This is a genomic window from Corynebacterium sp. CNCTC7651, assembly GCF_021496665.1.
In the GTDB taxonomy this organism is placed as follows: Bacteria; Actinomycetota; Actinomycetes; order Mycobacteriales; family Mycobacteriaceae; genus Corynebacterium.
In genome coordinates this window covers 773,674-798,062 of the sequence record NZ_CP071246.1, presented here as the reverse complement: position 1 = coordinate 798,062, position 24,389 = coordinate 773,674, and the positions used below count along the sequence as shown (strand labels likewise).

The following is a 24,389-nucleotide window of genomic DNA, read 5'->3' as shown; positions in this document are numbered from 1 at the left end:
TCACCCTACCCCCGCGGCCGCAGCGAGCGAATCGCGGACTCCACCTTGTGCAGCACGGTGGAGTCCCCCGGGGGATGCCCAGTAGCATGCCCGGCGGCGTACCCGGCGGCATGCTCTTGCGGCCCGGCCGCGGTGCTGGGCGGCTCCTCCTCGCACAACATCGCCAGCCTGGCCACCAGGGAGCGCGGTGCCCGGACATCATCCTGGCCGTTTGAGCCCCGGACGCGTTCCGCCGCCCGGCGCTGCACCGCCACGTCTTCGCGGCATTCCGGGCAGCGAGCGAGGTGAGTGTTCGCGCGACGTGTGGCGGACGGGGAAAGCTCATTATCCACGTACGCCGCCACCGCTTCCGCGCTCAAATGATCCGTCGACGCGAACACTGCCACCTCCTTCAACGCCTGCGCTCTCAACGCGTGAGAGTGCCACTCCTGCGCGCTCTCGCGATTGGACCCAGGCTACTCCCAGATGCAGATTCGCGTCGGCGGCGCTCCGCGTGCCCGCACTCCGCCGGTCGGCGCTAGCGGGTGCGGATGAGCTCGAGCGCCGCGGCGTCGTAACGCGCCTGCGCCTCAAGCGACGCCTTGAGCTGGGTGCGGCCGCGGTGGATGCGGGAGCGGACCGTGCCCATCTTCACGCCCAGGGTGTCCGCGATCTCCTCGTAGCTCATGCCCACCACGTCACACAGCACAACGGCGACGCGGAACTCAGGGCTCAGCTCATCCAACGCGCGCTGCAGCGCCGGGTCCAGCGTGGTCGCCGCGACGGCCTGCTCCGGCGTCGGGCCCACGCCCGGCACCCGCTCATAATCCTCCGGCAGCTCCTCCATCCGGATCAGGGAACGGTGGCGCACCATGTCCAGGAACAGGTTGGTGGTGATGCGGTGCAGCCAGCCCTCGAACGTGCCCGGCTGGTAGTGCTTCACGCTGCGGAACACGCGCATGAACGTTTCCTGCGTCAGGTCCTCCGCGTCGTGCTGGTTGCCGGAGAGGCGGTAGGCAAGTCGGTACACGCTGTCCGCGTGCTCCGCGACAAGCTCGGACCAACTCGGCATCTCGCCGTGACCTGCGTCGAAAGCGGCGGTCCCGGTGAGGTGCTCAGATGTCATGACCACCATTGTGTCAGATCAACTTTTCGGTTCTCATGAAACCAGCTGAAAACCCCCTGTGCATCGCTGCGCGACTATGATTGGCGGGGTGACCGAGACCGCGTTTTCCCAAATGACCGCCTACATCAACGAGCGCAACGGCTCCCAAGCGCAGTTCACCGAGGAGTTCCGCGAAGGCCTCAGCCACGCCCACGTAGAGGCTGAAGAAAATGGGGTGCGCGCGCCGAGTGCGATCGTCGGCACGCTGCTGAGCACGCTTGCCGCCGCCCACCCGGCGAGTGCGGGCCAAGGTGCGGTAGCAGTGACGCCGGCCGCCGGTGTCGTGGGGCTGCACATTCTGCGCGGGCTGCCGGAAAAGGCCACGCTGACCTGCATCGAACCGGAGGCCGCGCTGCAGGCGGAGGCGAAGGCGGCGTTCAAGCTCGGGGGATACGCGCCGTCGCGCGCCCGCTTCCTCACCGCGCGCCCGCTGGACGTGATGGGGCGCCTGGCCAACGGCGCGTACCAGCTCATCTACGCGGACGTAGCGCCGCTGGAGCTCCCCGCGCTTATCGACGTCGCCTGGCCACTCCTCTCCCCCGGAGGCACCCTGGTCATCGCTGATTCGCTTCTCGACGGCACCGTGGCCGACCCGTCCCGCCGCGACCGCGAGACGGAAGCCGCGCGCGAGGCCGACGTGCGCATCGACGCGCTTGCCGTGGACACCGGCGCGGTGGTGACCCGCCTGCCGCTGGACGGCGGCTTGACGCTGATCACCAAAAAGTAACCCGCGCCGGAACTCCGGCGCGGGCACGGGCAGCAGCGCGGGCGGGGTGTTTCACCCCACCGGCTGCTAGACCACTTCGTTCTTGCCAATCACCACAACGCCGCCGTCGGAGACGGTGTAGCGTGCGCGGTCGCGCTCCAGGTCCACGCCGATGATCTCGCCGTCGGACACATAGACGTTCTTATCCAGGATGGCGTGGCGCACCACGGCGCCCTTGCCCACGCGCACGCCCGGCAGGAGGACGGAGCCCTCGACGGTGGCGCCTTCCTCAATGCGAACGTCGGTAGACAGCACCGAGTTGCGCACCGTCGCCCCGGACACGATGGAGCCGGACGCCACGATAGACCCCTGCGCGATGCCGCCCAGCACGAACTTCGCCGGCGGCAGGTTGCTGTCCTCCGTGGAGTGGATCGGCCACGCCTTGTTGTACAGGTTGAACACCGGGTGGGAGGAGATGAGGTCCATGTGAGCCTCGTAGAAGGAATCGATGGTACCTACGTCGCGCCAGTAGCCCTTGTCGCGCTCCGTCGCGCCCGGCACCTCGTTGGAGGAGAAGTCGTACACATTCGCCTCGCCCTTGGCCACGAAGTACGGGATGATGTCCCCGCCCATGTCGTGTGCGGAATCCTCGTTCTGCTCGTCCTCCAGCAGCGCCTGGATCAGCGCCTCGGTGGAGAAGACGTAGTTGCCCATGGACGCGTACGTCATGTTCGGGTCATCCGGCGTGCCCGGCGGGTCGGCCGGCTTCTCCAGGAACTCGGTGATCGTCCCGTCGTCGTCAGCCTGGATGCACCCGAACGCCGTCGCCTCCTCGCGCGGCACGCGGATGCCGGCGACGGTGGCGGCCTTGCCGGATGCGATGTGGTCCTCCACCATCTGGGACGGGTCCATGCGGTAAACGTGGTCCGCGCCGAACACCAGGACGTAGTCCGGCATATCGTCGTAGATCAGGTTGAGGGACTGCACAATCGCGTCCGCCGAGCCGGAGTACCAGCGCTTGCCGCGGCGCTGCTGCGCAGGCACGGACGCGATGTACTGCGGCGTCGGACCCGACACGTTCCACGCGGTGGCCACGTGGCGGTCCAGGGAGTGGGACTTGTACTGCGTCAGCACCGCGATACGCATGTAACCGGCGTTGACCAGGTTGGAAAGAACAAAGTCGATGAGGCGGTAGTTACCGCCGAACGGGACCGCCGGCTTAGCGCGGTCCGCGGTGAGAGGGAACAGGCGCTTTCCCTCACCGCCGGCAAGGACGATGGCAAGAACACGTGGCTGACTCTTCATACCTGCCAGCGTATTGAATGCGCCCCGTTCCTGCAGTGTATTTTCCCGCCCGGTGTTGCCGCGCGGAATAAAAGGTGCGTGCAGCGAGGTTGCAACGTAACTAAGCTCGGCGGATATGAGAGTGGGAATGATGACCAAGGAGTACCCGCCGGAAATTTACGGCGGTGCGGGCGTGCACGTCACGGAGCTGACACGGTTTATGCGCGAGATCGTGGACGTGGATGTCCACTGCATGGGCGCCCCGCGCGATGAGGCAAACGTTTACGTCCACGGCGTTGACCCGGAGCTGGAAAACGCCAACGGCGCGCTGAAGACCCTCTCCACCGGCCTGCGGATGGCCAACGCCGCGACCGGGCTGGACGTGGTGCACTCCCACACCTGGTACTCCGGCCTGGGCGGGCACCTGACGGGCCTGCTGTACGACATTCCGCACGTTGTCACCGCCCACTCGCTGGAGCCGGACCGCCCGTGGAAGCGCGAGCAGCTTGGCGGCGGGTACGACATATCGTCGTGGAGCGAAAAGAATGCGATGGAGCACGCGGATGCCGTGATCGCCGTGTCCTCCGGGATGAAGGACGCGATCCTGCGCGCCTACCCGAACATTGACGCGGACAAGGTCCACGTGGTGCTCAACGGCATCGACCCGGAGCGCTGGTTCCCCGAGACCGGCACTATCGCGGAGGAGCTCGGCGTGGACACCTCCCGCCCCATCGCTTCTTTCGTCGGTCGCATCACGCGCCAGAAGGGCGTGCCGCACCTGCTCAAGGCAGCTCAGCTTTTCGACGATAGTGTTCAGCTCATCCTCTGTGCCGGCGCCCCGGACACTCCGGAAATTGCGGAGGAGACCAACGCGCTCGTGGAGAAGCTGCGCGCTGAGCGCGACGGGGTGTTCTGGGTGCAGGACATGCTGCCGCCGGAGCGCATCCGCGAGGTCTACTCCACCTCCGACGTGTTTGTCTGCCCCTCCATTTATGAGCCGCTGGGCATTGTGAACCTTGAGGCGATGGCGTGCGGCACCGCCGTGGTTGCCTCCCGCGTGGGCGGCATCCCCGAGGTTGTGGTCGACGGGGAAACCGGCACGCTCGTGGACTACGACGAGAATGATCCCGAGACGTTCGAGCGCTCCATCGCAGAAGCTGTGAATGCTGTGGCGTTGGACAAGGAAGCGTCGGCACGCATGGGCGAAGCCGGCCGCGAGCGCGCCGTCGCGGACTTCTCTTGGGCTACCATCGCGCAGGAAACGGTAGATATCTACTCCAAGTTGATCTAGGAAGAACACCGAAGCCAATGAACGAGAACTCCACTGCACAGCGCAGCGTGCTGCGCCCCGAACTGCACGTGACCGCCGATAGCGGGATCCTGGAGGGGCCCGCCGGCGTGATCCGCCTGGGCAAGGAGGACGAGCGCGTTTGGCACATGTTCTACCAGTACAAGCCCGCACCCGGCGAGGCCAGCCGGTGGGGCCACCACACCAGCGAGGATGACCCGTTTAGCTGGTACGAGTGCAACGACGCGATCGTGCCCGATGCTGGCGAGACCCAGATTCGCGCCGGTGCCGTTGTGGGCGGCGAGGCGTCCTCCGGCGGCGTGGACATGTATTTCACCTCTGTGAGCGAGGCGGGCAACACCATCAAGCTCGCGCGGGTGGAGAACGTGGACGCGCTGTGCGAGGACTTGGACGAGGACCTTGATGTCTCCGCGGCTGCCGAGCGCGTGGACATCACCATCGAGGGCGCCGGCGAGTGGTCCAACTTCCGCTCCCCCTGCGTCATCCCAGGCTGGTTCGCGCTCGGGGACCGCGACGAGGGCCACGAGGGGTGGCTGATGCTGGCCGTGGCGGGCGACACCGAGCGCCCGCGGCCGGTGGTGCTCAGCTCGCGCGACGGCCGTACGTGGCACTTCGACGGTCCGCTCGAATTCGAGGGCGATCCGGGCATTCAGCTCGACGACACGCTGGTCGCGCCCCGCCTGGTGCGCCTGCGCGACCAGGTGGACGGCAGCATTTACGACGTGCTGTTTATCACCGCAGAGCGGGACAACAAGGACTACTCCAGCTACATCATCGGCACGCTGGAAGGCAACCGCTTCACTGTGGTCACGCCGAGCCAGCTCTTCGACCACGGGCACGACTTCACCCGTCCGCGCAACACCAACTACCCGCGCGACGTGATCGATGAGCTGGTGCGCTACGACCGCGCGTACATGTACGGGTTCATGACGGACTCTGGCCGCAACGGCGACCCGACCAGCGAGCCGAATTGGGAGACCGAGGGGTGGGCGAACGCGCTCACGCTGCCGCGCCGCGTGACACTGCAGGGCGGCCACCTCTACCAGGTCCCGGCCCCGGGCCTGCCGGATGCGGTCGACACCGCAGAACGTGCCCTGATGTGGACGGCGTTGTGCGACATCCCGTCCGGCTCCCAGATCGTCGCGGAGGTGCTGGACGGGGGCGGCGAGCCGGCGGTGCGCATCACCCACGACGGCGAGCACATCGTGCTGGATCGCTTCGACGGCAACCCGAAGACCGCCGAGCTTCACGACGAGGATGAGGACAACGTGACCGTCATCGTCGACGGCTCCACGATCGAGGTGTACGCGGGCGGCGGCAGCGTCGTCATGTCTTCGCGGTTCTGGCCCGAGGGCGGCAGCACCGGTATCAAGGTGCGCACGAACGGCGACGCGCAGATCCACAGCGAGTGGCGCCGCGGCCACGCTTCCTTGGGCTAGGCCGCGCCCCTACTACGCTTTGCGCAGCCGGATGAGCTGCGCGCGGGCCGTGACCTCCAGGCGCTCGGGCAGCGCCGCGACGCGCTCCTTCAGCGTGGCGGGCTCCACGTGGCGCGCGGAGGGACTCATGCCCACCTGCGCCGCGATCGCCTCGCGCTCAAGCTGCATCGGGAACTCAATCAGTTCCGCATCCCCCACCGGTGCCAGGTAGCCCTTGGCCTGCTCCAGCATCCGCTCCAGCTTGCCTTGCTCCACACCGAGGATGCCCAGCGGCTCGCGCAGCTCGTCGAGGTGGCCCTGGTCCGCGGTGAGGACGACAACCTCGCCGTCATCCGCCAGCACGCGGTGGAACTCGGCGGGGTTGCGCGGCGCGAAGACGACCGTGATCGCGTCAACCGCCCCATCGCGCACGGGGATGCGCTCCCACACGTCCGCCACCACGGCACCGACGCGCGGGTGCGACTTCGCTAGGTGCTTCGCGGCCGGCACCGAAATGTCCAGTCCCACGCCGCGCGATCCTTCGATCGTGTCCAGCGTGTGCGCAAGGTAGTAGCCGGTGCCCGCACCGACCTCCAGAATCACCGGCTCGGCGACGCGCTCAACAACGTCCTCAACAGCCTCAGTGACCCGCTCCACAAACGGCGCGAAGTAGCCCTTGGACAGAAACGCCTCGCGGGACTGCACCATCTCCAGCGAGTCGCCCTCGTGGTTCAGGCCCTTGCCCCCGGCGAGCGTGACGTAACCCTGGCGCGCCACGTCGTACGAATGGCCGGTCTCCGACACCAGGCGGGTGAAATCGTCCGCACCGGTCAGCGGCGAGAGGTCTACCGGATCCGCCAGCACATCCACGATGTTGTTGAGCATGGGGGTGATAGTAGCGCAGCCCCGCGCCCGCGAATAAACGCAGGTACGGGGCTGGCATCGGGCGCGCGGCACATGCGCGGCCCGGGGTAACGTGGCGTGGGCTACTGAGCGGCGTCCAGCAACAGCTGGCCGAGCTCCGCAGCCTCCTCCTTACTCATTTCCACTACAAGGCGACCGCCGCCATCAGACGGGATGCGCATCACAATCTTGCGGCTCTCCTCCACGGCCTCCATCGGGCCGTTACCGGTGCGCGGTTTCATTGCTGCCATGCGTCAGCTCTCCTTCACGTATCACTGAGTCTCCCCTATATTCTACGCTGTTTTCCTCCAGAGCCGGGGCGGCAATCTCGCGCTCTGCCCGCGTATCCACGCTCGCAGGATCAGCCCCCGTCAACTGCGCGATCAGCGCGTCCACCTGGTCCATGCGGTAGCCGCGGTGCACAACCTCGAGCTGAATATCGTCGAAAGTGCCGGCTTCCACCGCAAGGCGGTTGGCCTCTTTCACGTCCGCGGTGTCCTCCATCGGCGGCAGCGCCTCGCCGCGCCCAAACACGGCGGAAAACAGCCAAACGCCGAGGACGCTGAACAGTACCAGCGCGATGATCAGCATGATCCAGGAAAGCATGCGTCGTATTCTAGCTGGCGCCGTTTACCCCGCACGCCACGGCGGTCGCTGCGCGGGCGCGAGCTCCGGCTCCAGCACCCCGGCGCGTGCCAGAATCGTCCGCGCGACCACATCCGCCATCGGTGCGAGTTCCGCCAGCGGCCGGGTGCGGTGCGTGCGCGCCCCAAGCGACACTTGGGTTGCGGCTTCTGGGGCATGGTGCTTGCCGACGTCGATAAGCAACCCAGCCTCAACCCCGTACCCTGCAACGAAGGGCAGCCCGAGCGCGGTGGAGCGGCGGATGGCGTATTCGCCGGCCAGCGGTTGCTCAATGTGCGCGAGTTCGGGGAAATAGCAGCGCAGGAGTGGTTTCGCGGTGAGCTCGGTGACGCGGCCGCCGCCACGGCCGTCTGCGGTCGGCGTGCGCTGGTAGGCGGCTTTGACCAGGTGGATCGCAGGATCCGCGAACGGCGCGGCGAGGGCGTCAACCCAGTTGGGCCGGACGGTGGTCACGTCCGCGTCGATGAACACCACCACGTCGCCCTTCGCGGCGCGCACCCCGCGCCACAGCGCCTCCCCCTTGCCCGGCCACGGCTCGCGCGGGTCTACGTCGCGCCAGTTGAGCACCGTCGCGCCGGCCGCCGCAGCCTGGCGGGCGGTGGCATCCGTGGAATCGGAGTCAATCACCAGCACCTCTGCGGCGCTCGAGGCGAGGCACTGCTTGACGACGTTTCCTACCGTCGCCTCCTCATTCAACGCCGGGATGACAACGCTGACGCTCAGTGCTGTTTCGGCTGTCTGGGCTGCCTCGGCTGCCTGGGCGGTCACGCCAAGCCCCGGATCGTGTCGAGTGGGGCCGCATCGCCGGTAATCGCGGCGGTCATGCGGAGGACGTCGACGGTTTCGCGGACCTCGTGGACGCGGAACGCCGCCACCCCTCGCGACGCTGCCCACGCCGTCGCCGCCAAGGTTCCGGCCACGCGCTCCCCCACGCCGCGGCCCACGGTTTCACCGACGAAATCCTTGTTGGACAGCGCCATGAGCACTGGCCACCCAGTTGCCACCAGCTCGTCGACACGGCGCAGAATCTCCAAGCCGTGGAAGGTGTTCTTGCCAAAATCGTGCGTCGGGTCGATGAAAATCTCGTCCTCTGGCGCGCCGAGGGACGCGGCCCGCTCCGCAAGCGCGCAGGTTTCGCGGATGACGTCGGCCACCACATCGTCGTAACGCACGCGGTGCGGGCGAGTGCGCGGGGTGGCGCCGCCAGTGTGGGAGCAGACGTAACCCACGCGGTTCGCGCCCGCAACCTCGACGAGCTCCGGGTCGTAGCCCGCCCACGTGTCATTGACCAGGGTCGCGCCGGCATCGATGGCTGCCTGCGCGACGTCCGCCCGCCAGGTGTCCACACTAATGGTCACCGCCGGGTCAGCCGCGCGCACCGCCACGATCACCGGCAGGACGCGATCCATCTCCGCGTGCGGGTCCACCTCATCGCCAGGGCCGGCCTTCACCCCGCCGATGTCGATGATGCTCGCGCCGTCCGCGATCGCCGCCAGCGCGCGCTCGACTGCCTTGTCCACCGCGAACGTCGCGCCTTTGTCGTAGAACGAGTCCGGGGTGCGGTTCACAATCGCCATCACCCGGGCGAGGGGTTTAGGCATCGTGCTGCTGGTTAATGCGCGCGTCCGTCATCACCTTGTGGGCCTCCACGATGTGGCTGACAGCCTCCTCCACGGAATCGGTGACGATGAACAGCTGGTCATCCCCCTCCGAAATCAGGCCGCGCGCGAGTTGCTGGTTGCGGATCCAGTCCACGAGCCCGGACCAGAACTCCGTGCCCATGAGCACGATCGGGAAATTGGTCACCTTGCCGGTCTGCACCATGCAGAGGACCTCGAAGACCTCATCCATCGTGCCGTAGCCGCCCGGCAGCGAAATGAACGCCTGCGAGTACTTCAAGAACATGGTCTTGCGCGCGAAGAAGTAGCGGAAGTTCAGGCCCAGATCCACCCAGTCATTCAGCCCCTGCTCGAACGGCAGCTCGATGCCCAAACCGACAGAAATGCCGTCCGCCTCGTGCGCGCCGCGGTTCGGGCCCTCCATCAAGCCCGGGCCGCCGCCGGTGATCACGGCGTAGCCAGCCTCGGTGAGCGCCTTGCCCACCTCGCGGGCCTGCTCGTACTCCGGCGTGCCCTCGCCCAAACGGGCCGAGCCGAACACCGTGACGGCCTTCGGCAGCTCGGACAGCGCGTCAAAGCCGGCCACGAATTCGGACTGGATGCGCATGACGCGCCACGGGTCCGCGTGCTTCCAATCGTGGTCCGAGTGGCCGAGCGACTCCAGCAGGCGCTGATCATACGTCGAGGCCTGGCCCTCCTCGCTGCGAACCATGATGGGGCCGCGCAGCTTACGGTCGCGGTCTGGCCGGGGGAAGATGTGCGGGGCCATAAAGGTGTCTCGCCTTCGTTATCGGTGATGCAACAGTTCTGCGCGCGGAGTTAGCGCGCCGTGAGGTACTCCATCAACTGCTCCGACACGTGCCGGATGTCCGCCACCGGGCACTGTTCGTCCCGTTTGTGGGCGAAACCTGGGTCGCCGGGGCCGAAGTTGACGGCCGGAACACCCAGACTAGAGAAGCGCGCCACGTCCGTCCATCCGAATTTCGCGCGGAAGTTCCCGCCCACAGCCTTGACCAAGTTCGCCGCGACCGGGTTGTCCAGGCCGGGCATGGCGCCGGGAGCGATGTCGTCGTATGTCAGCGTCAGCCCGTCCTCCAGCGCCAGCGCCTCCTCCAGGTGCGCCTTCGCGTCCTCGACGCTGCGGTCCGGGGCGTAGCGGAAGTTGATAACCAGACGCGCCTCGTCCGGAATCGTGTTGGTGGCCACGAACCCCTCTAAGCCGACAACGTTCAAGCCCTCGCGGTACTCGCACCCCGCGATGGTGACGCGCCGCGGCTCATACGCCGCCACGCGGGTGAGCACGCCCGCGAGATCGTGCGCCGCGTTGTGGCCCAGCCAGCTGCGGGCAGAGTGCGCGCGGGTGCCATGACCATCAACGAATACGCGAATGGAACCTTGGCAACCCGCCTCGATGATGCCGCCGGACGGCTCACCCAACAGCGCAATGTCACCGGCCAAGAGCTCCGGGTGCTCCTGCTCCAGGTGGTAGAGGCCGTTGTACTTCGTGGCCACTTCTTCGCACTCGTAGGCAATCAACGTGAGGTCGAACGCAGAGCCGCCCTGCGACAGCCGCGCAAACGCGTTCAGGTAGCACGCCAGGCCGGACTTCATGTCCACCGACCCGCAGCCGTAGAGCACCTCGCCCGCCTCGTCGAAGTGGTGCGGCGTGTTGTCCGCCAGCGGCACCGTATCAATGTGCCCCGCCAGCACCACGCGCTGCGGCAGCCCGAAGTGCGTCCGCGCAACAACAGTGTTGCCGTGGCGGATCACCTCCACGCCCTCCAGCGCACGAAGCGCAGCCTCGATCGCGTCGGCAATCTCGGCCTCGTGGTGGGACGGCGACTCAATATCGATGAGTGCTGCGGTCAGGGTCACGGGATCGTCGAAAAGCGAAAGCTCAGTCACCCTTCCGATCCTACGGGCCGCGGCGGCGGGGGTTATGATGTGGCCATGCCGCAGGGAGCACAGGGTACTGGAATTGCAAATATCGCCATGGATGGGACCGTGCTGGACACCTGGTTCCCCAACCCGACGCTCTTCGACTCGGACGCGCAGCCGCACCACATCACCGGCACCGAGCGCGTGAGCGCGCGCGACCTGTCGGATCGTTTCCTCAACCTCGTGGGCATGGACCGCGACCGCCTCGTCGAACTGGTGCCCGTGCGCACCACCATCGCGGACCTGGACCAGCCTCCCGTGGACGCGCACGACGTGTACCTGCGCCTGCACCTCCTCTCCCACCGACTGATCAAACCCACCACCATCAACATGGAGGACTGCCTCGAGCACCTCGTGCCGGTGGTGTGGACCAACAAGGGCCCGTGCCTGTCCGACAACTTCGAGTACATCCGCACCAACCTGCGCTCGCGCGGCACGATCCAGGTATGGAGCATCGAGCGCCTGCCGCGCATGGTCGATTACGTCGTGCCGTCCGGCGTGTCCATCGCGGAAGCCGACCGCGTGCGCCTGGGCGCCTACCTCGCGCCGGGCACGGCGGTGCTGCGCGAAGGGTTCGTGTCCTACAACGCCGGCGCGATCGGCCCGGCGCGCATCGAGGGCCGCATGTCCTCCTCCGTCACCATCGGCCAGGGCACGAAGATTGCGCTGTCCGCCGTCGTCATGGCGCGCTCCGGCACCGGCCGCAACCGCAAGCCGCTGCGGATCGGCGAGAACTGCCTGCTGCGCCACGCGTCCGGCGTCATCGAGGTGGACCTGGGGGACAACTGCGAGGTCGGGCTCGGGGTGATCCTTGAGCCGGACACCGTGCTTTTCGACGCTCGCTTCGGCCAATCCGTCACCGCCAAAGATGTCGCCGGGCAGGATAACCTCTTGATTTCCAACGAGCCGTTCTCGAATTCGCCGGTGTTGCGCACTCGCCCTGACGTGGGGCCGTCGATCCGCCTGTAGTTCGCCCGGAGGCGGTGCAAACGTCCGACCATAGGGCGTTTAATGTGTGACGCATGTCTTCTACCGTCTCCCCCGGTGCGCCGCAGCCTGCGCCTGTGCCCGCGCCTGCGCCCCCAGCTGTGCCTGCAGCCGCGCCGGAAACGGCGCTCAGCCGCGGGCTGAAAACCCGGCACCTGACCATGATGGGCTTGGGCTCCGCGATCGGCGCGGGGCTGTTTTTGGGTACGGGTGTGGGAATCGCCGCGGCCGGGCCGGCGGTGCTGCTGGCGTACGTGATCGCCGGCGCGATCACGGTGTGCGTGATGCAGATGCTGGCGGAGATGGTGGCGGCGCGGCCGTCGTCCGGCACGTTCTCCACCTATGCCGAGCAGGCCTTCGGGCCGTGGGCAGGGTTCACCGTGGGCTGGTTGTACTGGTTCATGATGATCATGATCATGGCGGTGGAAATCACCGGCGCCTCCGCCATCATCGCCGCCTGGTTCGGCATCTCCGCGTGGATCCCGGCGCTGGCAGCCATCGTGGTATTCACGCTGATCAACTTCGCGGCCGTGCGCAATTACGGCGAGTTCGAGTTCTGGTTCGCCCTGATCAAAGTGGCGGTGATTGTCGGTTTCCTTATCCTCGGCGTGCTGTTGTGGCTGGGAGTGCTGCCCGGCACCTCGTTTGTGGGCTTGAGCAACGTCCGCGAGGTCGGGTTCATGCCCAACGGCTGGGGCGGTGTAGCCACCGCGCTGCTTGCCGTCGCGTTCGCGTTCGGCGGCATCGAGCTAGTGACCATCGCCGCGGCGGAGTCGGAAGAGCCGGAGGTAGCCGTGCACTCTGCGATCCGCTCCATTATCTGGCGCATCAGCGTCTTCTACATCGGCTCGGTGCTGCTCATCGTGCTGCTGCTGCCGTTCGAGCAGATCGGCGGGGCGAACTCCGCCTCCGAGTCCCCGTTTACCGCCGTACTCAGCATGGCCAACATCCCGGGTGCCGTGGGCATCATGGAGGCGGTGATCGTGATCGCGCTGCTCTCTGCGTGCAGCACCCAGATCTACGGATCGTCCCGGTTCCTGCACAACCTCGCTGTGCGTGGGGACGCACCCGCCGCCTTCGCCGTCACCGATGCCCGCGGGGTGCCGGTTCGCGCCGTTATCGTCTCGGTGCTGTTCGGGCTCGGCGCGGTTGCGCTGCAGTATTGGAACCCTCCCGGTCTCTTGGCGTTCCTGCTCAACGCGGTCGGTGGCTGCCTGATTGTCATTTGGTTCGCCATCGCGTTCTCGTTCATCCGCCTCCACCCGCGCCTCGAGGCATCCGGCGAGATCACGCAGGTGCGCATGTGGGCGCCCAAGGTCTTGCCGTGGGCCACCATCGCCCTGGCGGCCGGCATTGTCGCGCTGATGTTCACCACCCCAGACGGTCGCTTCCAAGTCCTCGCGGTGGCCGTCGTCGTCGGCGTGATTGCGCTGGCCAGCTTGCTGTGGACGCGAAAGGAAATCTAGTCACATGACTACCGCACACCACGCTCACTCCAACACCGGCACTAACGCCAGCACCGGCACTATCACCAGCCCCGGCAACAGCGCCGGCAACAGCCCCGGCACCGGTACCGACCTGGGCAGCGGCCTGAAAACCCGCCACCTCACGCTCATGGGTCTGGGCACCGCCGTCGGCGCGGGCCTCTTCCTCGGCGTCGGCGTGGGTATCCGCGCGGCCGGCCCCGCGATCCTGATCGCCTACGTCATCGCCGGCGCCATCGTCATCGCGGTCATGCGCATGCTGGGCGAGATGGCGGCGGCGCGACCGTCGTCAGGCTCTTTTGCCACCTACGGCCGCCAGGCGTTCGGCCACTGGGCCGGGTTCCTCCTCGGCTGGATTTACTGGTTCCTCCTCATCATGGCGTGCGGCGCGGAAATCACGGGCGCGTCCGCCATCATGGCCAGCTGGTTCGACGTGCCGCAGTGGGTGCCGGCGCTGATTGTCGTGGCCGCCCTCACGGCCGTGAACCTCGCGCAGGTGAAGGGCTTCGGCGAGTTCGAGTACTGGTTCGCCATGATCAAGATCGCCGTCATCCTCGGCTTCCTGGTTATCGGCGCAGCCCTCTGGCTCGGCCTCCTGCCGGCCAGCGACTTTGTCGGCTTCGGCAACGTCCGCGAGTCCGGGTTCGCGCCCAACGGCATCACCGGTATCGCCGCTGGCCTGCTGGCCGTCGCGTTCGCGTTCGGCGGCATCGAGGTGGTCACCATCGCCGCGGCGGAGTCCGAGAACCCGGCGCAGGCCGTCAAAACCGCGGTCAACTCCATCATCTGGCGCATCGCGCTGTTCTACGTCGGCTCCGTCATCGTCATCATTCTGCTGCTGCCATACGCGCAGATCGACGGTGCTGATTCTGCCGCCACCTCACCCTTCACCCAGGTCCTCGAGATGGCGAACATTCCCGGCGCCGCCGGCTTCATGGAGGCCGTGATCGTGCTGGCGCTTCTTTCCGCGTTCAACGCTCAGCTCTACGGCACGTCCCGCCTCGCCTACCAGCAGGCGCTCGAAGGCGACGCTCCGCGCTGGATGGCGCGCACCAACCGCAATGGCGTGCCGATGAACTCCGTGCTCGTCTCCGTCTTCTTCGCGTTCGTGGCGGTCGGCCTGCAGTGGTGGAACCCGCCGGGGATGATCGATTTCATCATGAACGCCACCGGCGGCTGCCTCATCGTCACCTGGATCATGATCACGCTCAGCTACATCAAGCTGAAGCCGGAAATCACGGGCTCCGCCGTCCAGGTCCGCGGCTCCAGCTGGGTGCCGTGGGTGGCGCTCGCCGCGCTTCTGGGGCTCGTTGCACTCATGCTTTTCGACGACTCTTCGCGCAGCCAGGTCATCTCCGTCAGCATCCTGTCCGCGGGGTTGATCGCTTTGTCCTTCACCACCCGCGGCCGGAGGGTCAGGTAACCTCCGCCCCAATAATGTTTTAAGGTAGCTCCCATGACTTCCCCAACCTCCGCGTACGCGCGCGGCCTGGCCACTGTTACCCACGACGGCACGGTGCTGGATGTGTGGTATCCGGCTCCGAGCGTCGATAAGCATGAAGCCCAGACCGGCACGCGCCGCCTGGAGGAAGCGGATGCCCGGTTCGCGCACCTGGTCGGCCCAGATGAGGACCGCGGTGTGGCGCGCGTGGCTGTGGAGACCGCGATTGCGGATCTGTCCCAGCCCGCGGTGGACGCGTACGACGTGTACCTGCGCCTGCACCTGCTATCCCACCGCCTGATTCGCCCGCACGGCGCGAACATGGACGGGGTGTTCGGGCTGCTCGCGAACGTCGTGTGGACCAACTACGGCCCGTGCGCGGTGTCCGATTTCCAGATGACGCGCGGCCGCCTCGCTGCCAAGGGGCCCGTGATTGTGTACTCCGTGGACAAGTTCCCGCGCATGGTGGATTACGTGGTGCCGTCGGGCGTGCGCATCGGTGACGCGGACCGCATCCGCCTCGGCGCCCACCTCGCCGAGGGCACGACCGTGATGCACGAGGGGTTTGTGAACTTCAACGCCGGCACGCTCGGCGCGTCCATGGTGGAGGGCCGCATTTCCGCAGGTGTGATTGTGGGCGACGGCACCGACATCGGCGGCGGCGCATCCATCATGGGCACCCTTTCCGGCGGCGGCAAGGAGACCATCACCCTCGGCGAGCGCTGCCTGCTCGGCGCCAACGCGGGCGTGGGCATTTCGCTTGGCGACGACTGCGTGGTCGAAGCCGGCCTCTACGTCACCGCCTCCTCAAAGGTTGTGCTCACCGCGGAGGTCGCCCAGGCGCTCGGCCGCGAAGACGGCGCGACTGTGAAGGCGCTCGAGGTGTCCGGCAAGAACGGCCTGCAGTTCCGACGCAACTCCCTGACCGGTGCCATCGAGGTCGTGCCTGCGAAAGGCATCGAGCTCAACGAGGCGCTGCACGCGAACTAATGGCGCTTCCCGAATTCTCCTGGCCGATCTCCTGCCCCACGCTCCTTGACGGCGACCTGACGCTGCTTCCATGGTCAGAGGTGGGCACGCTGCCTAACCTTGTCGATGACATTGTTTCGGCTTGCCGCGACGAGCGCATGGTGCGGTGGACGCAGGTCCCGTTGGAGTACACGGCTGCCGATGCGGAGGAGTATATCCGCCGCGACAGGTCCACGTCAGCCGAATGGGTGTTGGTCCAGGGCGGCCGCTACAGCGGCAACATCTCGCTACGCCTAGGCAGCGAGATGCACCGCTCGGCTGACTTCGGTTACAGCACCACTCCGTGGGCACGCGGCCAGGGACTCATGCGCCGCGCCGTCGCAATGGTGAGCTCCCATGCGTTCGACCAGGGAGTTCATCGGTTGGAGATTCGCGCTGGTGTGGACAACGCCGCCTCCCGCCACGTCGCTGAGGTGTGCGGCTACACCTTCGAGGGCATCATCCGCGATGGCGAGCTGCTGCACGGGAAATTCCACGACATTGCGCAGTATTCGCTCCTGGCAACGGACCCGCGGCCGGCTTAATGAAAATTGCCTGTGGATAACGTTTTCCGTGATCCGCCGGATTGTGGATAAACGTTTTACGGATCCTCGTTCTCGCTCTAGGTTTCGGGGCATGAACTTCACTTCACTCATTGATGCCCTGTCCAACGCCACCATCGACACCCTTGCCGACTTTGACCGCCAAGCGGCGCTCGACGCCGGAATCAACCCCACCACCGTGCGTATGTGGGCCAAACTGCACGACGTTTACCTCGGCCCAAGCAAATACAGCAAGTTTCAGCGCCGCGGGTTGAGCAATGCCCGGGCCGGCGGGTTCACGCTCGATCAGCTAACGACGCTGGAGCGCCGCATCGCCCACCTGAACCCCGCCGAGCAGTGGCGCTACCGGGTGAGGCTTTTAGCCAATCCCGCCACGTATGCGGAGTTCGAGAAGGCTGTGAAAGCGAGCGTCCCCAAGCGGAAAGCCCCGAAGAAGCAGGAGCACACGCGCAAGGCACCGAACGAGCAGGGGTCGCAGCCGGCGAAGGGGTCGCAGCCGGCGGAGAAGCTGACGGAGCCAGCATCGTTCGAGGATAACGCCCGCAGCATCGGCTTGCTCATCGACCTACTGCAGCATGGCGGGTTCGGTTCGACCGAGGGCAAGGAGCAGGCGGTGATACTGCTAACGCTCGAACAACACATGGAGATCATGAGCGGCGATCTCGACGTGCTGATCCAGCGCAGCGACGGCACCACCATGACGGGTGCGGAGTACCTCTCGCGGCAGCACGCCATCGACCTCAATGTGGCGCTGATCCACCCTGTGATCGGGATGTTGAACGCGTACCGCGCAGATCGGGGAAGCGACAAGCGCGGCGGGAAACCCGGCCCAGCGCAGCGGGCGCTGCCGATCGCGAGCTAACGTGCGGTGCTGATTACCGGCTAGCGTCCGGCGGCGGCCTCGGAGACGGGGACCACCTTGGGCTTCCCGAACGTCCAAAACTTGTTGATGAAGAAGTTCACGGGCATGGCCACGAACGTCGAGATCGCCTGTGCCCAGTAGGACTTGGTGCGCAGGCCCGTGGAGTCGTCGAAAATGTCGGACGGCAGCGCCAGGGGCGACGTTTCGTTCATCAGCAGCGTCATCACGGTGAGCGACACCACCAGCGCCACGACGCCCGTTGCTAGGAACGGGAAGTACCCGCGCAGCCAAGAACGCTGCGGCACGTGCCTGAACGTCCAGGAACGGTTCAGCTGGTAATTCCACGTATTGGCCACCAAGAACGCGATGGTGGACAGCACGTGGTACCAGCGGATGTTCCACCGCGTGCCCAGCAGGTTCAGGAAGACTTCGGATTCGTGGATGTTGAAGCCGGCGTCGATAAGCTTCTTTACTGCGTAAAACACCAGGAAGTTGACTAGCACGCCGGAACCGCCGACGAGGCCGAACTTCACAAACTCGCGCAAGCCCGCCACGAGCCGGTGCGCGCGCGAAACACCCGCGGCAGGCGTTGCTGCGGCGGGGGTCGAAGGCGTGCGTGTCGGCTGAGACCGAGTTGGGTGAGACCGAGTTGGGTGAGACAAGGCGGGACCGGGATTTTTCGGAAAGCTAGGAATCAAGGCTAGGAATTACTGCGCGAGGCGGCGCGCGGCTTCTTCCACCCGCTCGTCGGTGGCGGTCAGCGCCACGCGGACGTGGTTAGCGCCGGCAGGGCCGTAAAAGTGTCCAGGCGCGGCGAGGATGCCCCGCTCGGCCAGCCAATCCAGCGCCTCGTGCGAGTTCAGCCCGTCGCGGCGCGCCCAGAGGTAGAGGCCGGCCTCGGATTCGTCGATAGTAAAGCCCGCCCCGGTTAGCGCCTTCAGCAACGTCGCGCGGCGCGCGGCGTAGAGCGACGCCTGCAGCTGCTCGTGCAAGTCATCGCCCAGCGCGGCGACCATCGCGTGCTGCACCGGCCCCGGCACAATCAAGCCGGCGTGCTTGCGCACCAGCAGCAGCTCCTGCACCAGCTCGCGGTCGCCCGAAATCGTGCCCGCGCGGTAAGACGCCAGGTTGGACGTCTTCGACAGCGAATGCAGCGCGAGAAGCCCCGTGTTGTCGCCGCCCGTCACGTCCGGGTGCAGCACGGAAACCGGTTCCGCCGCCCAGCCGAGGCCGAGGTAGCACTCGTCAGAAGCAATAATAGCGCCTGTCTCGCGGGCGAACTCGACCCACGCGCGCAGCTCGTCCGCGCTCATCACGCGCCCCGTCGGGTTGGACGGCGAATTCAAGAACACCAGCGACGCACCCGCGGCGGCGGAGGGATCGTCGGCACGCACGACATCGCACCCGGCAATGAGCGCGCCGACCTCGTACGTCGGGTACGCGACCTCCGGGATCACCACGGTATGGCCGCGCAGCCCCAGCAGCGTGGGCAGCCACGCAATCGCTTCCTTCAGCCCGATGACCGGCAGCACCGACTCCGTGTCCAGCCCGCCGATGCCGAAACGCCGCTCAAGCGCCGCGACGATCGTGCGACGAAGCTCAAGCGTGCCGGCGGTCTGCGGGTACCCCGGCTCCGCGGCGTGCTCCGACAGCGCGAGCTGAATCGACGGCGCAACCGGATCGACCGGCCCGCCGACGGAAAGGTCGACCAACCCACCGGGGTGAGCCGCGGCCTTCGTTTTCGCGTCAGCGATCGTGTCCCAAGGAAAATCGGGCAGGGTGGAACCGAGCGGGGTGCGCTGCATCATCGTCGCGGGCCTCTACTCCTGGTTCTGCGGCGGCAGGGCGGCAACAAACGGGTGGTCGAAGTCCTGCGGGCCGGTCTTCGCGGCGCCGCCCGGGGAACCGAGCTCGTCGAAGAAGCCCACGTTCGCGTCGTAGTACTCGCTCCACTCGTCCGGCAAGTCGTCCTCGTAGAAAATGGCCTCCACCGGGCACGCGGGCTCGCACGCGCCGCAGTCCACGCACTCGTCCGGGTGGATGTAGAGCATGCGCTTGCCCTCGTAGATGCAGTCGACTGGGCACTCCTCAACGCAGCTGCGGTCCTTCACATCAACGCACGGTTGGGCAATCACGTAAGTCATGCCCTTCAGTATGGCACTACCGCTTGGCCGTGGCCCAAACGCCGCCCGCAATCCCCGCCGCGGTCAGCACCACCATCAGCGGGAGCTCATTGCTTATCGACGCAACCATCCCACCAAAAACCCACACCCCCACCACCCAGATCGCGATGGGGACAAGCTGGAGTACGCGCGAAGACACCCACAGCCGTGCGGTTTTCACCAGCACCCAGTTGAAAGCGAACGCGGCCGGGATGGGCCACGGCACCGGCACCGGGCCGAGGTGCGCGCCGAGATACGGCACCTGGATCACCGCTGAAATTAAAGCGAAGATGGCGAGCCAGATGAACGCGTGGATGACCTCTCCCCTGGAGAAGTCATCGCGGTTAGCGTTCAAGGCCGCCGAAGAGCCCTTCGTCCGGGTTCGCCGGCGGGGCGCCAGCACCGAGCTGGTAGTGCTCGACGCGCTGAATGGGCTGCATGATGAGGTTGGACAGCGAGTAGTACACCACCGGCCCGGCCGCGAGGATCGCGTGCGGATTCGTCTTGGAGATCCGCCCGTCCCCGATCCACAGCTGGGTAGCGTGAGCGCGCATGGCTTCGACTTTGGCGCTGTAGGAGTGATCGTCGAGAAGCATGCTTACGTCAGCCCGCTCCACGCCGTCAAGCTCGCCCTCCTCCGGGAGGCGCCAGCCCTCGGGCGCTGTGTCCGGGAGAAGCGCGGCGGTCTCGGCGGCGAGACGCACCGTCCAGAGGATGCGCGGGATGTCGACGATTTTTGCAGCGGCGTGGGTGATCTCGTGCGCGCGGATGTGATCCGGGTGGCCGTAGCCGCCGTCGGGGCCGTAGGTGAGCACGAGGTGCGGGCGCTCGGCGGTGAAGATCTCCGCCAGCAGGTCCACGGCCAGCTTGCCGGAGTTCACGAACGCGCGCGGGTCCTCGCTGGAGGGGGACCCGGCCATGCCGCTGTCGCGGAAGCGTCCCGCACCGCCCAGGAAGCAGCCGCGCACGCCAAGCGCCGCGAGGGACGCCTCGAGCTCGCGGATGCGGAACCCGCCGAGCTGGTCGGCCTCGTCCGCCACGAGATGCTGGTACGTCTCGCCGATCACCTCGCCCTGCTCGCCGAGTGTGCAAGTGACCACCAGCACGTCGGCGCCGCGGGAGGCGAGGTTCGCCAGCGTGCCGCCGGTGGTAATCGCCTCATCGTCCGGGTGGGCGTGGACGGCCACTACGCGGTAACCCGCGAGATCGCGCGCAGCCATTACTTGTTCAGCTGCTTCGCGCGGGAGCGGGCGCGGCCGCGCTCGGTGGCGTTGAGGATGATCTTGCGCACGCGCATCGCTTCCGGGGCGACCTCGACGCACTCGTCATCGTCGCAGAACTCGATCGCCTCGTCCAGGGACAGCGTGCGCGCCTTCTGCAGCGTCACGGTCGCGTCCGCGGTGGCGGAACGCATGTTGGTCAGCTTCTTCTCCTTGGTGATGTTGACGTCCATGTCCTCATCACGGGAGTTCGCGCCGACGACCATGCCCTCGTAGGTCTCCGCGCCCGGCTCAACGAAGAAGTCGCCGCGGTCCGCCAGCTGCTGCAGCGCGTACGCGGTGACCTGGCCGGAGCGGTCCGCGACCAGGGAGCCGGTTGGGCGGCCCTTGATCTCACCGGCCCACGGGCGGTGCTCGATGGAGTAGGAGTTAGCGATGCCAGCGCCGCGCGTCTCGGTGAGGAAGGTCGTGCGGAAGCCGATCAGGCCGCGGGACGGCACGTCGAACTCCATGCGCACCCAGTCGCCGGAGCCTGCGTTGGACATGCCGGTCATCTGGCCCTTGCGGTTCGCCAGCAGCTGGGTCACGGCGCCCTGGTGCTCGGACGGCACGTCGATCACCATGTGGTCGTACGGCTCGTACACCTTGCCGTCGACCTCCTTGGTCACTACCTGCGGCTTGCCCACGGTGAGCTCGAAGCCTTCACGACGCATGGTTTCAATCAACACGGTCAGCGCCATCTCGCCGCGGCCCTGGACCTCCCACGCGTCCGGGCGGTCGGTCGGCAGCACCTTGATGGAGACGTTACCGATAAGCTCCTGGTCCAAGCGCGCCTTCACCATACGGGCGGTGAGCTTGTCGCCGCCGTTGCGGCCGGCCATCGGGGAAGTGTTCACGCCAATGGTCATGGAGATCGCCGGGTCGTCCACCTTGATGCGCGGCAGCGGCTCGACGTGCTCCGGGTCGCACAGGGTGTCACCGATCATGATCTCGTCCACACCGGAGATCGCAGCGATGTCGCCCGCAACCACTGCGTCGGTTGCCGGCACGCGGTCCAGCCCCTCGGTGACCAGCAGCTCGGCGATCTTCACGTTCTTCACGTGCTGGTTGCCCTCGGCGTCGTAGTGCACCCAAGCCACGGTCTGGCCCTTCTTCACGGTGCCCTTGTACACGCGGATCAGCGCGATACGCCCAAGGAAGGAGGAAGAGTCCAGGTTAGTCACCTGAGCCTGGAACGGCGCATCCACGTCGGCGGACGGCTCCGGAAGCACGTCATAGATAACGTCGAAAAGCGGCTGCAAGTCCTCGTTGTCGGGCAGCTCGCCGTTGCCCGGGTTGTTCAGCGAGGCGCGGCCAGCGCGGCCGGAGGTGTACAGCACCGGCAACTCGAGCAGGTTCTCCGCAGCCTCGGCCGCCTCCGGATCCTCCAGGCCCGCGCCGAGCTCCAGCAGCAGGTCCTGCGCTTCTTCAACGACCTCATCAATACGCGCGTCCGGGCGGTCGGTCTTGTTCACGCAGATGATCACCGGCTTCTTCGCGGCCAGTGCCTTGCCCAGCACGAAGCGGGTCTGCGGGAGGGGGCCCTCGGAAGCGTCGATAAGCAGAACAACGCCGTCCACCATGGACAGGCCACGCTCCACCTCACCGCCGAAATCGGCGTGGCCCGGGGTGTCAATCACGTTGATCACCAGGTCAGACCCGTCCTTGCCCTGGCCTACGCGGCGGATGGACGTGTTCTTGGCCAGGATGGTGATGCCGCGCTCAGATTCGAGCTCGCCGGAGTCCATCACGCGGTCGCCGTGTTCGCCGTGGTCGCCGAACACGCCGGACTGCTCCAGCATTGCGTTCACCAGGGTGGTCTTGCCGTGGTCAACGTGGGCGACAATGGCTACATTACGAAATTCAGGGTGCGACACGTGCTGCGTCCTTTAACATTGCGGGGTTTGAACGGTTTCACATTAGGGCTTTTTGCTTGACGACGCACACCCGACCACCGCCCTACGCCTCCAGCGCCGCCTGGATTTCCGCGTAGCCTTCGTCGAAAAATCGGTCGTCCTTATCGGATCTGCTCGAAGGCACAAGCCCGAAACCACGGGCACATCTGCTAGCAACCGCACAATCTTCTCCGACAACGCTTGACGCTGCCTTGGAAGTGACTACTGTTACTGGAGTTGCTGAAGTACATTCCAGTGATCCCAGTTCCCGTGCCCGAAGGAGAGCCGTGCGCTTCTTCCGTCCCTTGACGCGCGCCGCGACGTGCGCTGTCGCCGCCGCCGCCATCGCGGTCGGTGCCGCAGCTGCTACCCCGGCCGCGGCCCAGTCGTCGGTGTACCTCGACGAGCTTGGCCGCCCGACCGACCACACCGTCCAGCGCGTGAACGCGTTCGCCGACCAGCCGTTCGTCCCGCCCCAGGTGGCGAACGCCCTGCGCACCGCAGTGAACTTCTACGCCGGCACCGGCGAGCTGGGCGGGCCGCCGCTGCCGGAGGACGCTCCCCCGTTCACCCAGTTCTACTGGCCCACGGTATCCAGCAACTGCATCGGTGAAGGTTTGCACTCCACCGCCTCCGCGCTCGTCGTCCCCGGCCCCGCAACCACGCCAGCGCCGGGCGCGGGCCCCGGCGAGGCGACATTCGTGTTCACCGCCCTGGGCACCCCGGCCGCCGCGCCGGAGCAAGGTGAACTGCGTGCGTACTGGATCAACATCGACAACTTGCGCACGGGCGTAACACAACTTGGTAACAATCAGATAAACCCGTTAGGACCAGCAACCCTGTCCGGCACCGCTAACACGGGTCCGGGACGGGTACTCGCAGTCATTGACGGCCACGTTCGCACCGCCGACAACGTCTGCGCCTTCGCCCCAACCGCCGCTACTTTTTCCGTGAGGTAAACGATGAGCACTGATCTTCACCCCGTGAAGCAGGAGACGTTTGATACGTCGCGGAATACCAACATTGACCCGAAGGGCTACCTCCGCGAGGTGGATACGTTCCGTGTGACAGACTTCGGCCTTTATATGGCCCGCGGCGCGGACCACCCGGACTTCGGCTACCTGGAGAGCTGGCTGCTGCCGGAGCTCGGCCTGCGCGCGAACATCTTCCACTTCCGCGAGGGTGCGGAGCGCCACCAGGATTTCTACTTCGACGTCGCGGACATTGATACGGACGGCGACGTCTGGCGCACGCGCGACCTGTACGTGGACCTGGTCTCCCTCACCGGCAACCCGATCGACGTACTGGACATCGATGAGCTTGCGGCGGCCACCTCCGCAGGCCTCATCACCGCCGAAGAGGCGGAGAAGGCGATCGATGTCACACTCAACGCCGTCGAAGGCATCACCCGCCACCGCGATGACGCGATGGAGTGGCTGCGCGCCCTGGGCATCGAGCTCACATGGGCAGACGAGGTGGAACTTTCGCCTGTTGGTTAAGAGCCATCGTCGATAAGCATGAAAGCCCCGCTAAGGGGCTTTTTTTGCTTTGCGACGGGGGTAGTTTGCCGAATTGTGACTGGAGAATCTTGTTGAAAATGCTGTGATCTGGCCCGCATTGGGTTAGATTTCTCAGCAACCCGCTGTCTGCGTTCTGTTCACGTGCTGTTCGCTTTCACAGTCAGCTGGGGCGCCGAATGGTCGGTGCCACGTCACGAATACCGTTTTCCAACCGCTGCCCACCGCAAACGGTTGGTTTACCT

27 protein-coding genes are annotated in these 24,389 nt (G+C 66.4%); 11 read left to right on the top strand and 16 right to left on the bottom strand.

Features of this window, described 5'->3' with window-relative positions; translation table 11 throughout:
* Positions 1–5: 5 nt before the first annotated feature.
* A complete protein-coding gene (locus JZY91_RS03945; RefSeq protein ID WP_234948659.1) occupies positions 6–380 on the bottom strand; it encodes an anti-sigma factor in 375 nt (124 codons plus the stop codon).
* Between the two features lie 137 nt (positions 381–517).
* A complete protein-coding gene (gene sigE, locus JZY91_RS03940; protein WP_304504132.1) occupies positions 518–1,105 on the bottom strand; it encodes an RNA polymerase sigma factor SigE in 588 nt (195 codons plus the stop codon).
* 88 nt (positions 1,106–1,193) lie between these two features.
* Between sigE and JZY91_RS03935 the strand changes: the two genes are divergently transcribed.
* Positions 1,194–1,871 carry an O-methyltransferase gene (locus JZY91_RS03935; RefSeq protein ID WP_234948657.1) on the top strand — a complete coding sequence of 226 codons (678 nt, stop codon included), beginning with the start codon at positions 1,194–1,196 and terminating at the stop codon, positions 1,869–1,871.
* A gap of 66 nt (positions 1,872–1,937) precedes the next feature.
* On the opposite strand, the gene glgC is transcribed toward JZY91_RS03935, so the two are convergent.
* The gene (gene glgC / locus JZY91_RS03930) at positions 1,938–3,155 is read right to left on the bottom strand and encodes a glucose-1-phosphate adenylyltransferase (RefSeq protein WP_234948656.1); all 1,218 of its coding nucleotides are present in this window, start codon (positions 3,153–3,155) and stop codon (positions 1,938–1,940) included.
* A 115-nt stretch (positions 3,156–3,270) separates the two neighbouring features.
* On the opposite strand from glgC, the gene glgA reads away from it, so the two are divergent.
* Together glgA and JZY91_RS03920 are read left to right on the top strand one after the other, a co-directional pair.
* Positions 3,271–4,425 (top strand): glycogen synthase, encoded by a 1,155-nt coding sequence (gene glgA / locus JZY91_RS03925; RefSeq protein ID WP_234948655.1) that lies wholly within the window; start codon positions 3,271–3,273, stop codon positions 4,423–4,425.
* Between the two features lie 17 nt (positions 4,426–4,442).
* Entirely contained in the window at positions 4,443–5,882 is a 1,440-nt protein-coding gene (locus tag JZY91_RS03920; RefSeq protein WP_234948654.1) for a GH32 C-terminal domain-containing protein, read from the top strand.
* A 12-nt stretch (positions 5,883–5,894) separates the two neighbouring features.
* Here the strand turns inward: JZY91_RS03920 and JZY91_RS03915 are convergent, their stop codons facing one another.
* The 7 genes from JZY91_RS03915 to dapE all read right to left on the bottom strand — a co-directional run bounded on the left by JZY91_RS03915 (position 5,895) and on the right by dapE (position 10,933).
* Positions 5,895–6,746 carry a methyltransferase domain-containing protein gene (locus JZY91_RS03915; RefSeq protein WP_234948653.1) on the bottom strand — a complete coding sequence of 284 codons (852 nt, stop codon included), beginning with the start codon at positions 6,744–6,746 and terminating at the stop codon, positions 5,895–5,897.
* A 101-nt stretch (positions 6,747–6,847) separates the two neighbouring features.
* A complete protein-coding gene (locus JZY91_RS03910; RefSeq protein WP_234948652.1) occupies positions 6,848–7,015 on the bottom strand; it encodes a DUF3117 domain-containing protein in 168 nt (55 codons plus the stop codon).
* Positions 6,987–7,370, bottom strand: coding sequence for a cell division protein DivIVA (locus JZY91_RS03905; RefSeq protein ID WP_234948651.1), 384 nt, complete (start codon positions 7,368–7,370; stop codon positions 6,987–6,989). Before JZY91_RS03905 ends, JZY91_RS03910 begins: the two co-directional genes overlap by 29 nt.
* 24 nt (positions 7,371–7,394) lie before the next feature.
* Entirely contained in the window at positions 7,395–8,177 is a 783-nt protein-coding gene (locus JZY91_RS03900) for a glucosyl-3-phosphoglycerate synthase (RefSeq protein ID WP_255695757.1), read from the bottom strand.
* A complete protein-coding gene (gene folP / locus JZY91_RS03895) occupies positions 8,174–9,010 on the bottom strand; it encodes a dihydropteroate synthase (protein ID WP_234948650.1) in 837 nt (278 codons plus the stop codon). The genes JZY91_RS03900 and folP overlap by 4 nt, the downstream gene beginning before the upstream one ends.
* Positions 9,003–9,797, bottom strand: a complete 795-nt coding sequence (locus tag JZY91_RS03890) for a TIGR00730 family Rossman fold protein (protein WP_234948649.1) — start codon at positions 9,795–9,797, stop codon at positions 9,003–9,005. The genes folP and JZY91_RS03890 overlap by 8 nt, the downstream gene beginning before the upstream one ends.
* A gap of 50 nt (positions 9,798–9,847) precedes the next feature.
* Positions 9,848–10,933, bottom strand: a complete 1,086-nt coding sequence (gene dapE, locus JZY91_RS03885) for a succinyl-diaminopimelate desuccinylase (protein ID WP_234948648.1) — start codon at positions 10,931–10,933, stop codon at positions 9,848–9,850.
* Between the two features lie 45 nt (positions 10,934–10,978).
* Between dapE and JZY91_RS03880 the strand changes: the two genes are divergently transcribed.
* The 6 genes from JZY91_RS03880 (at position 10,979) to JZY91_RS03855 (ending at position 17,311) form a co-directional block, all read left to right on the top strand.
* A complete protein-coding gene (locus JZY91_RS03880; RefSeq protein ID WP_234948647.1) occupies positions 10,979–11,935 on the top strand; it encodes a succinyltransferase in 957 nt (318 codons plus the stop codon).
* A gap of 53 nt (positions 11,936–11,988) precedes the next feature.
* Positions 11,989–13,419 carry an amino acid permease gene (locus JZY91_RS03875; RefSeq protein ID WP_370639260.1) on the top strand — a complete coding sequence of 477 codons (1,431 nt, stop codon included), beginning with the start codon at positions 11,989–11,991 and terminating at the stop codon, positions 13,417–13,419.
* 4 nt (positions 13,420–13,423) lie between these two features.
* Complete coding sequence (locus tag JZY91_RS03870; protein WP_370639259.1) at positions 13,424–14,860, top strand: amino acid permease; 1,437 nt, start codon at positions 13,424–13,426, stop codon at positions 14,858–14,860.
* Between the two features lie 33 nt (positions 14,861–14,893).
* Complete coding sequence (gene dapD, locus JZY91_RS03865) at positions 14,894–15,868, top strand: 2,3,4,5-tetrahydropyridine-2,6-dicarboxylate N-succinyltransferase (protein WP_234948646.1); 975 nt, start codon at positions 14,894–14,896, stop codon at positions 15,866–15,868.
* Positions 15,868–16,431, top strand: a complete 564-nt coding sequence (locus tag JZY91_RS03860) for a GNAT family N-acetyltransferase (RefSeq protein WP_234948645.1) — start codon at positions 15,868–15,870, stop codon at positions 16,429–16,431. The genes dapD and JZY91_RS03860 overlap by 1 nt, the downstream gene beginning before the upstream one ends.
* 91 nt (positions 16,432–16,522) lie before the next feature.
* The gene (locus tag JZY91_RS03855; RefSeq protein WP_234948644.1) at positions 16,523–17,311 is read left to right on the top strand and encodes a hypothetical protein; all 789 of its coding nucleotides are present in this window, start codon (positions 16,523–16,525) and stop codon (positions 17,309–17,311) included.
* Between the two features lie 20 nt (positions 17,312–17,331).
* Here the strand turns inward: JZY91_RS03855 and JZY91_RS03850 are convergent, their stop codons facing one another.
* The 6 genes from JZY91_RS03850 to typA all read right to left on the bottom strand — a co-directional run bounded on the left by JZY91_RS03850 (position 17,332) and on the right by typA (position 22,609).
* Positions 17,332–17,865, bottom strand: a complete 534-nt coding sequence (locus JZY91_RS03850; protein WP_370639258.1) for a GtrA family protein — start codon at positions 17,863–17,865, stop codon at positions 17,332–17,334.
* A gap of 153 nt (positions 17,866–18,018) precedes the next feature.
* On the bottom strand, positions 18,019–19,116 hold the full coding sequence (dapC, locus tag JZY91_RS03845) for a succinyldiaminopimelate transaminase (protein WP_234949043.1): 1,098 nt from the start codon (positions 19,114–19,116) through the stop codon (positions 18,019–18,021).
* Positions 19,117–19,131: 15 nt separating this feature from the next.
* Complete coding sequence (fdxA, locus tag JZY91_RS03840) at positions 19,132–19,455, bottom strand: ferredoxin (RefSeq protein WP_234948642.1); 324 nt, start codon at positions 19,453–19,455, stop codon at positions 19,132–19,134.
* A gap of 16 nt (positions 19,456–19,471) precedes the next feature.
* On the bottom strand, positions 19,472–19,828 hold the full coding sequence (locus JZY91_RS03835; RefSeq protein WP_234948641.1) for a hypothetical protein: 357 nt from the start codon (positions 19,826–19,828) through the stop codon (positions 19,472–19,474).
* Complete coding sequence (gene mshB, locus JZY91_RS03830) at positions 19,818–20,693, bottom strand: N-acetyl-1-D-myo-inositol-2-amino-2-deoxy-alpha-D-glucopyranoside deacetylase (RefSeq protein WP_234948640.1); 876 nt, start codon at positions 20,691–20,693, stop codon at positions 19,818–19,820. The genes JZY91_RS03835 and mshB overlap by 11 nt, the downstream gene beginning before the upstream one ends.
* Positions 20,693–22,609: a translational GTPase TypA gene (gene typA, locus JZY91_RS03825; protein ID WP_234948639.1), complete on the bottom strand. Its 1,917-nt coding sequence runs from the start codon at positions 22,607–22,609 to the stop codon at positions 20,693–20,695. Before typA ends, mshB begins: the two co-directional genes overlap by 1 nt.
* Before the next feature lie 305 nt (positions 22,610–22,914).
* Between typA and JZY91_RS03820 the strand changes: the two genes are divergently transcribed.
* Entirely contained in the window at positions 22,915–23,586 is a 672-nt protein-coding gene (locus JZY91_RS03820) for a hypothetical protein (RefSeq protein WP_234948638.1), read from the top strand.
* A gap of 3 nt (positions 23,587–23,589) precedes the next feature.
* A complete protein-coding gene (locus tag JZY91_RS03815) occupies positions 23,590–24,126 on the top strand; it encodes a DUF402 domain-containing protein (RefSeq protein WP_234948637.1) in 537 nt (178 codons plus the stop codon).
* The last annotated feature ends 263 nt before the right edge of the window (positions 24,127–24,389 follow it).

What these genes read in the sequence shown, in the direction of transcription:
- JZY91_RS03855 (WP_234948644.1), top strand. Translation starts at nt 16,523, where the DNA reads ATGAACTTCACTTCACTCATTGATGCCCTGTCCAACGCCACCATCGAC.
- JZY91_RS03905 (WP_234948651.1), bottom strand. Translation starts at nt 7,370, where the DNA reads ATGCTTTCCTGGATCATGCTGATCATCGCGCTGGTACTGTTCAGCGTC.
- sigE (WP_304504132.1), bottom strand. Translation starts at nt 1,105, where the DNA reads ATGACATCTGAGCACCTCACCGGGACCGCCGCTTTCGACGCAGGTCAC.
- mshB (WP_234948640.1), bottom strand. Translation starts at nt 20,693, where the DNA reads ATGGCTGCGCGCGATCTCGCGGGTTACCGCGTAGTGGCCGTCCACGCC.
- JZY91_RS03890 (WP_234948649.1), bottom strand. Translation starts at nt 9,797, where the DNA reads ATGGCCCCGCACATCTTCCCCCGGCCAGACCGCGACCGTAAGCTGCGC.
- JZY91_RS03875 (WP_370639260.1), top strand. Translation starts at nt 11,989, where the DNA reads ATGTCTTCTACCGTCTCCCCCGGTGCGCCGCAGCCTGCGCCTGTGCCC.
- glgA (WP_234948655.1), top strand. Translation starts at nt 3,271, where the DNA reads ATGAGAGTGGGAATGATGACCAAGGAGTACCCGCCGGAAATTTACGGC.
- JZY91_RS03880 (WP_234948647.1), top strand. Translation starts at nt 10,979, where the DNA reads ATGCCGCAGGGAGCACAGGGTACTGGAATTGCAAATATCGCCATGGAT.
- JZY91_RS03910 (WP_234948652.1), bottom strand. Translation starts at nt 7,015, where the DNA reads ATGGCAGCAATGAAACCGCGCACCGGTAACGGCCCGATGGAGGCCGTG.
- JZY91_RS03915 (WP_234948653.1), bottom strand. Translation starts at nt 6,746, where the DNA reads ATGCTCAACAACATCGTGGATGTGCTGGCGGATCCGGTAGACCTCTCG.
- JZY91_RS03860 (WP_234948645.1), top strand. Translation starts at nt 15,868, where the DNA reads ATGGCGCTTCCCGAATTCTCCTGGCCGATCTCCTGCCCCACGCTCCTT.
- folP (WP_234948650.1), bottom strand. Translation starts at nt 9,010, where the DNA reads ATGCCTAAACCCCTCGCCCGGGTGATGGCGATTGTGAACCGCACCCCG.
- dapD (WP_234948646.1), top strand. Translation starts at nt 14,894, where the DNA reads ATGACTTCCCCAACCTCCGCGTACGCGCGCGGCCTGGCCACTGTTACC.
- fdxA (WP_234948642.1), bottom strand. Translation starts at nt 19,455, where the DNA reads ATGACTTACGTGATTGCCCAACCGTGCGTTGATGTGAAGGACCGCAGC.
- JZY91_RS03870 (WP_370639259.1), top strand. Translation starts at nt 13,424, where the DNA reads ATGACTACCGCACACCACGCTCACTCCAACACCGGCACTAACGCCAGC.
- JZY91_RS03920 (WP_234948654.1), top strand. Translation starts at nt 4,443, where the DNA reads ATGAACGAGAACTCCACTGCACAGCGCAGCGTGCTGCGCCCCGAACTG.
- JZY91_RS03815 (WP_234948637.1), top strand. Translation starts at nt 23,590, where the DNA reads ATGAGCACTGATCTTCACCCCGTGAAGCAGGAGACGTTTGATACGTCG.
- dapC (WP_234949043.1), bottom strand. Translation starts at nt 19,116, where the DNA reads ATGCAGCGCACCCCGCTCGGTTCCACCCTGCCCGATTTTCCTTGGGAC.
- glgC (WP_234948656.1), bottom strand. Translation starts at nt 3,155, where the DNA reads ATGAAGAGTCAGCCACGTGTTCTTGCCATCGTCCTTGCCGGCGGTGAG.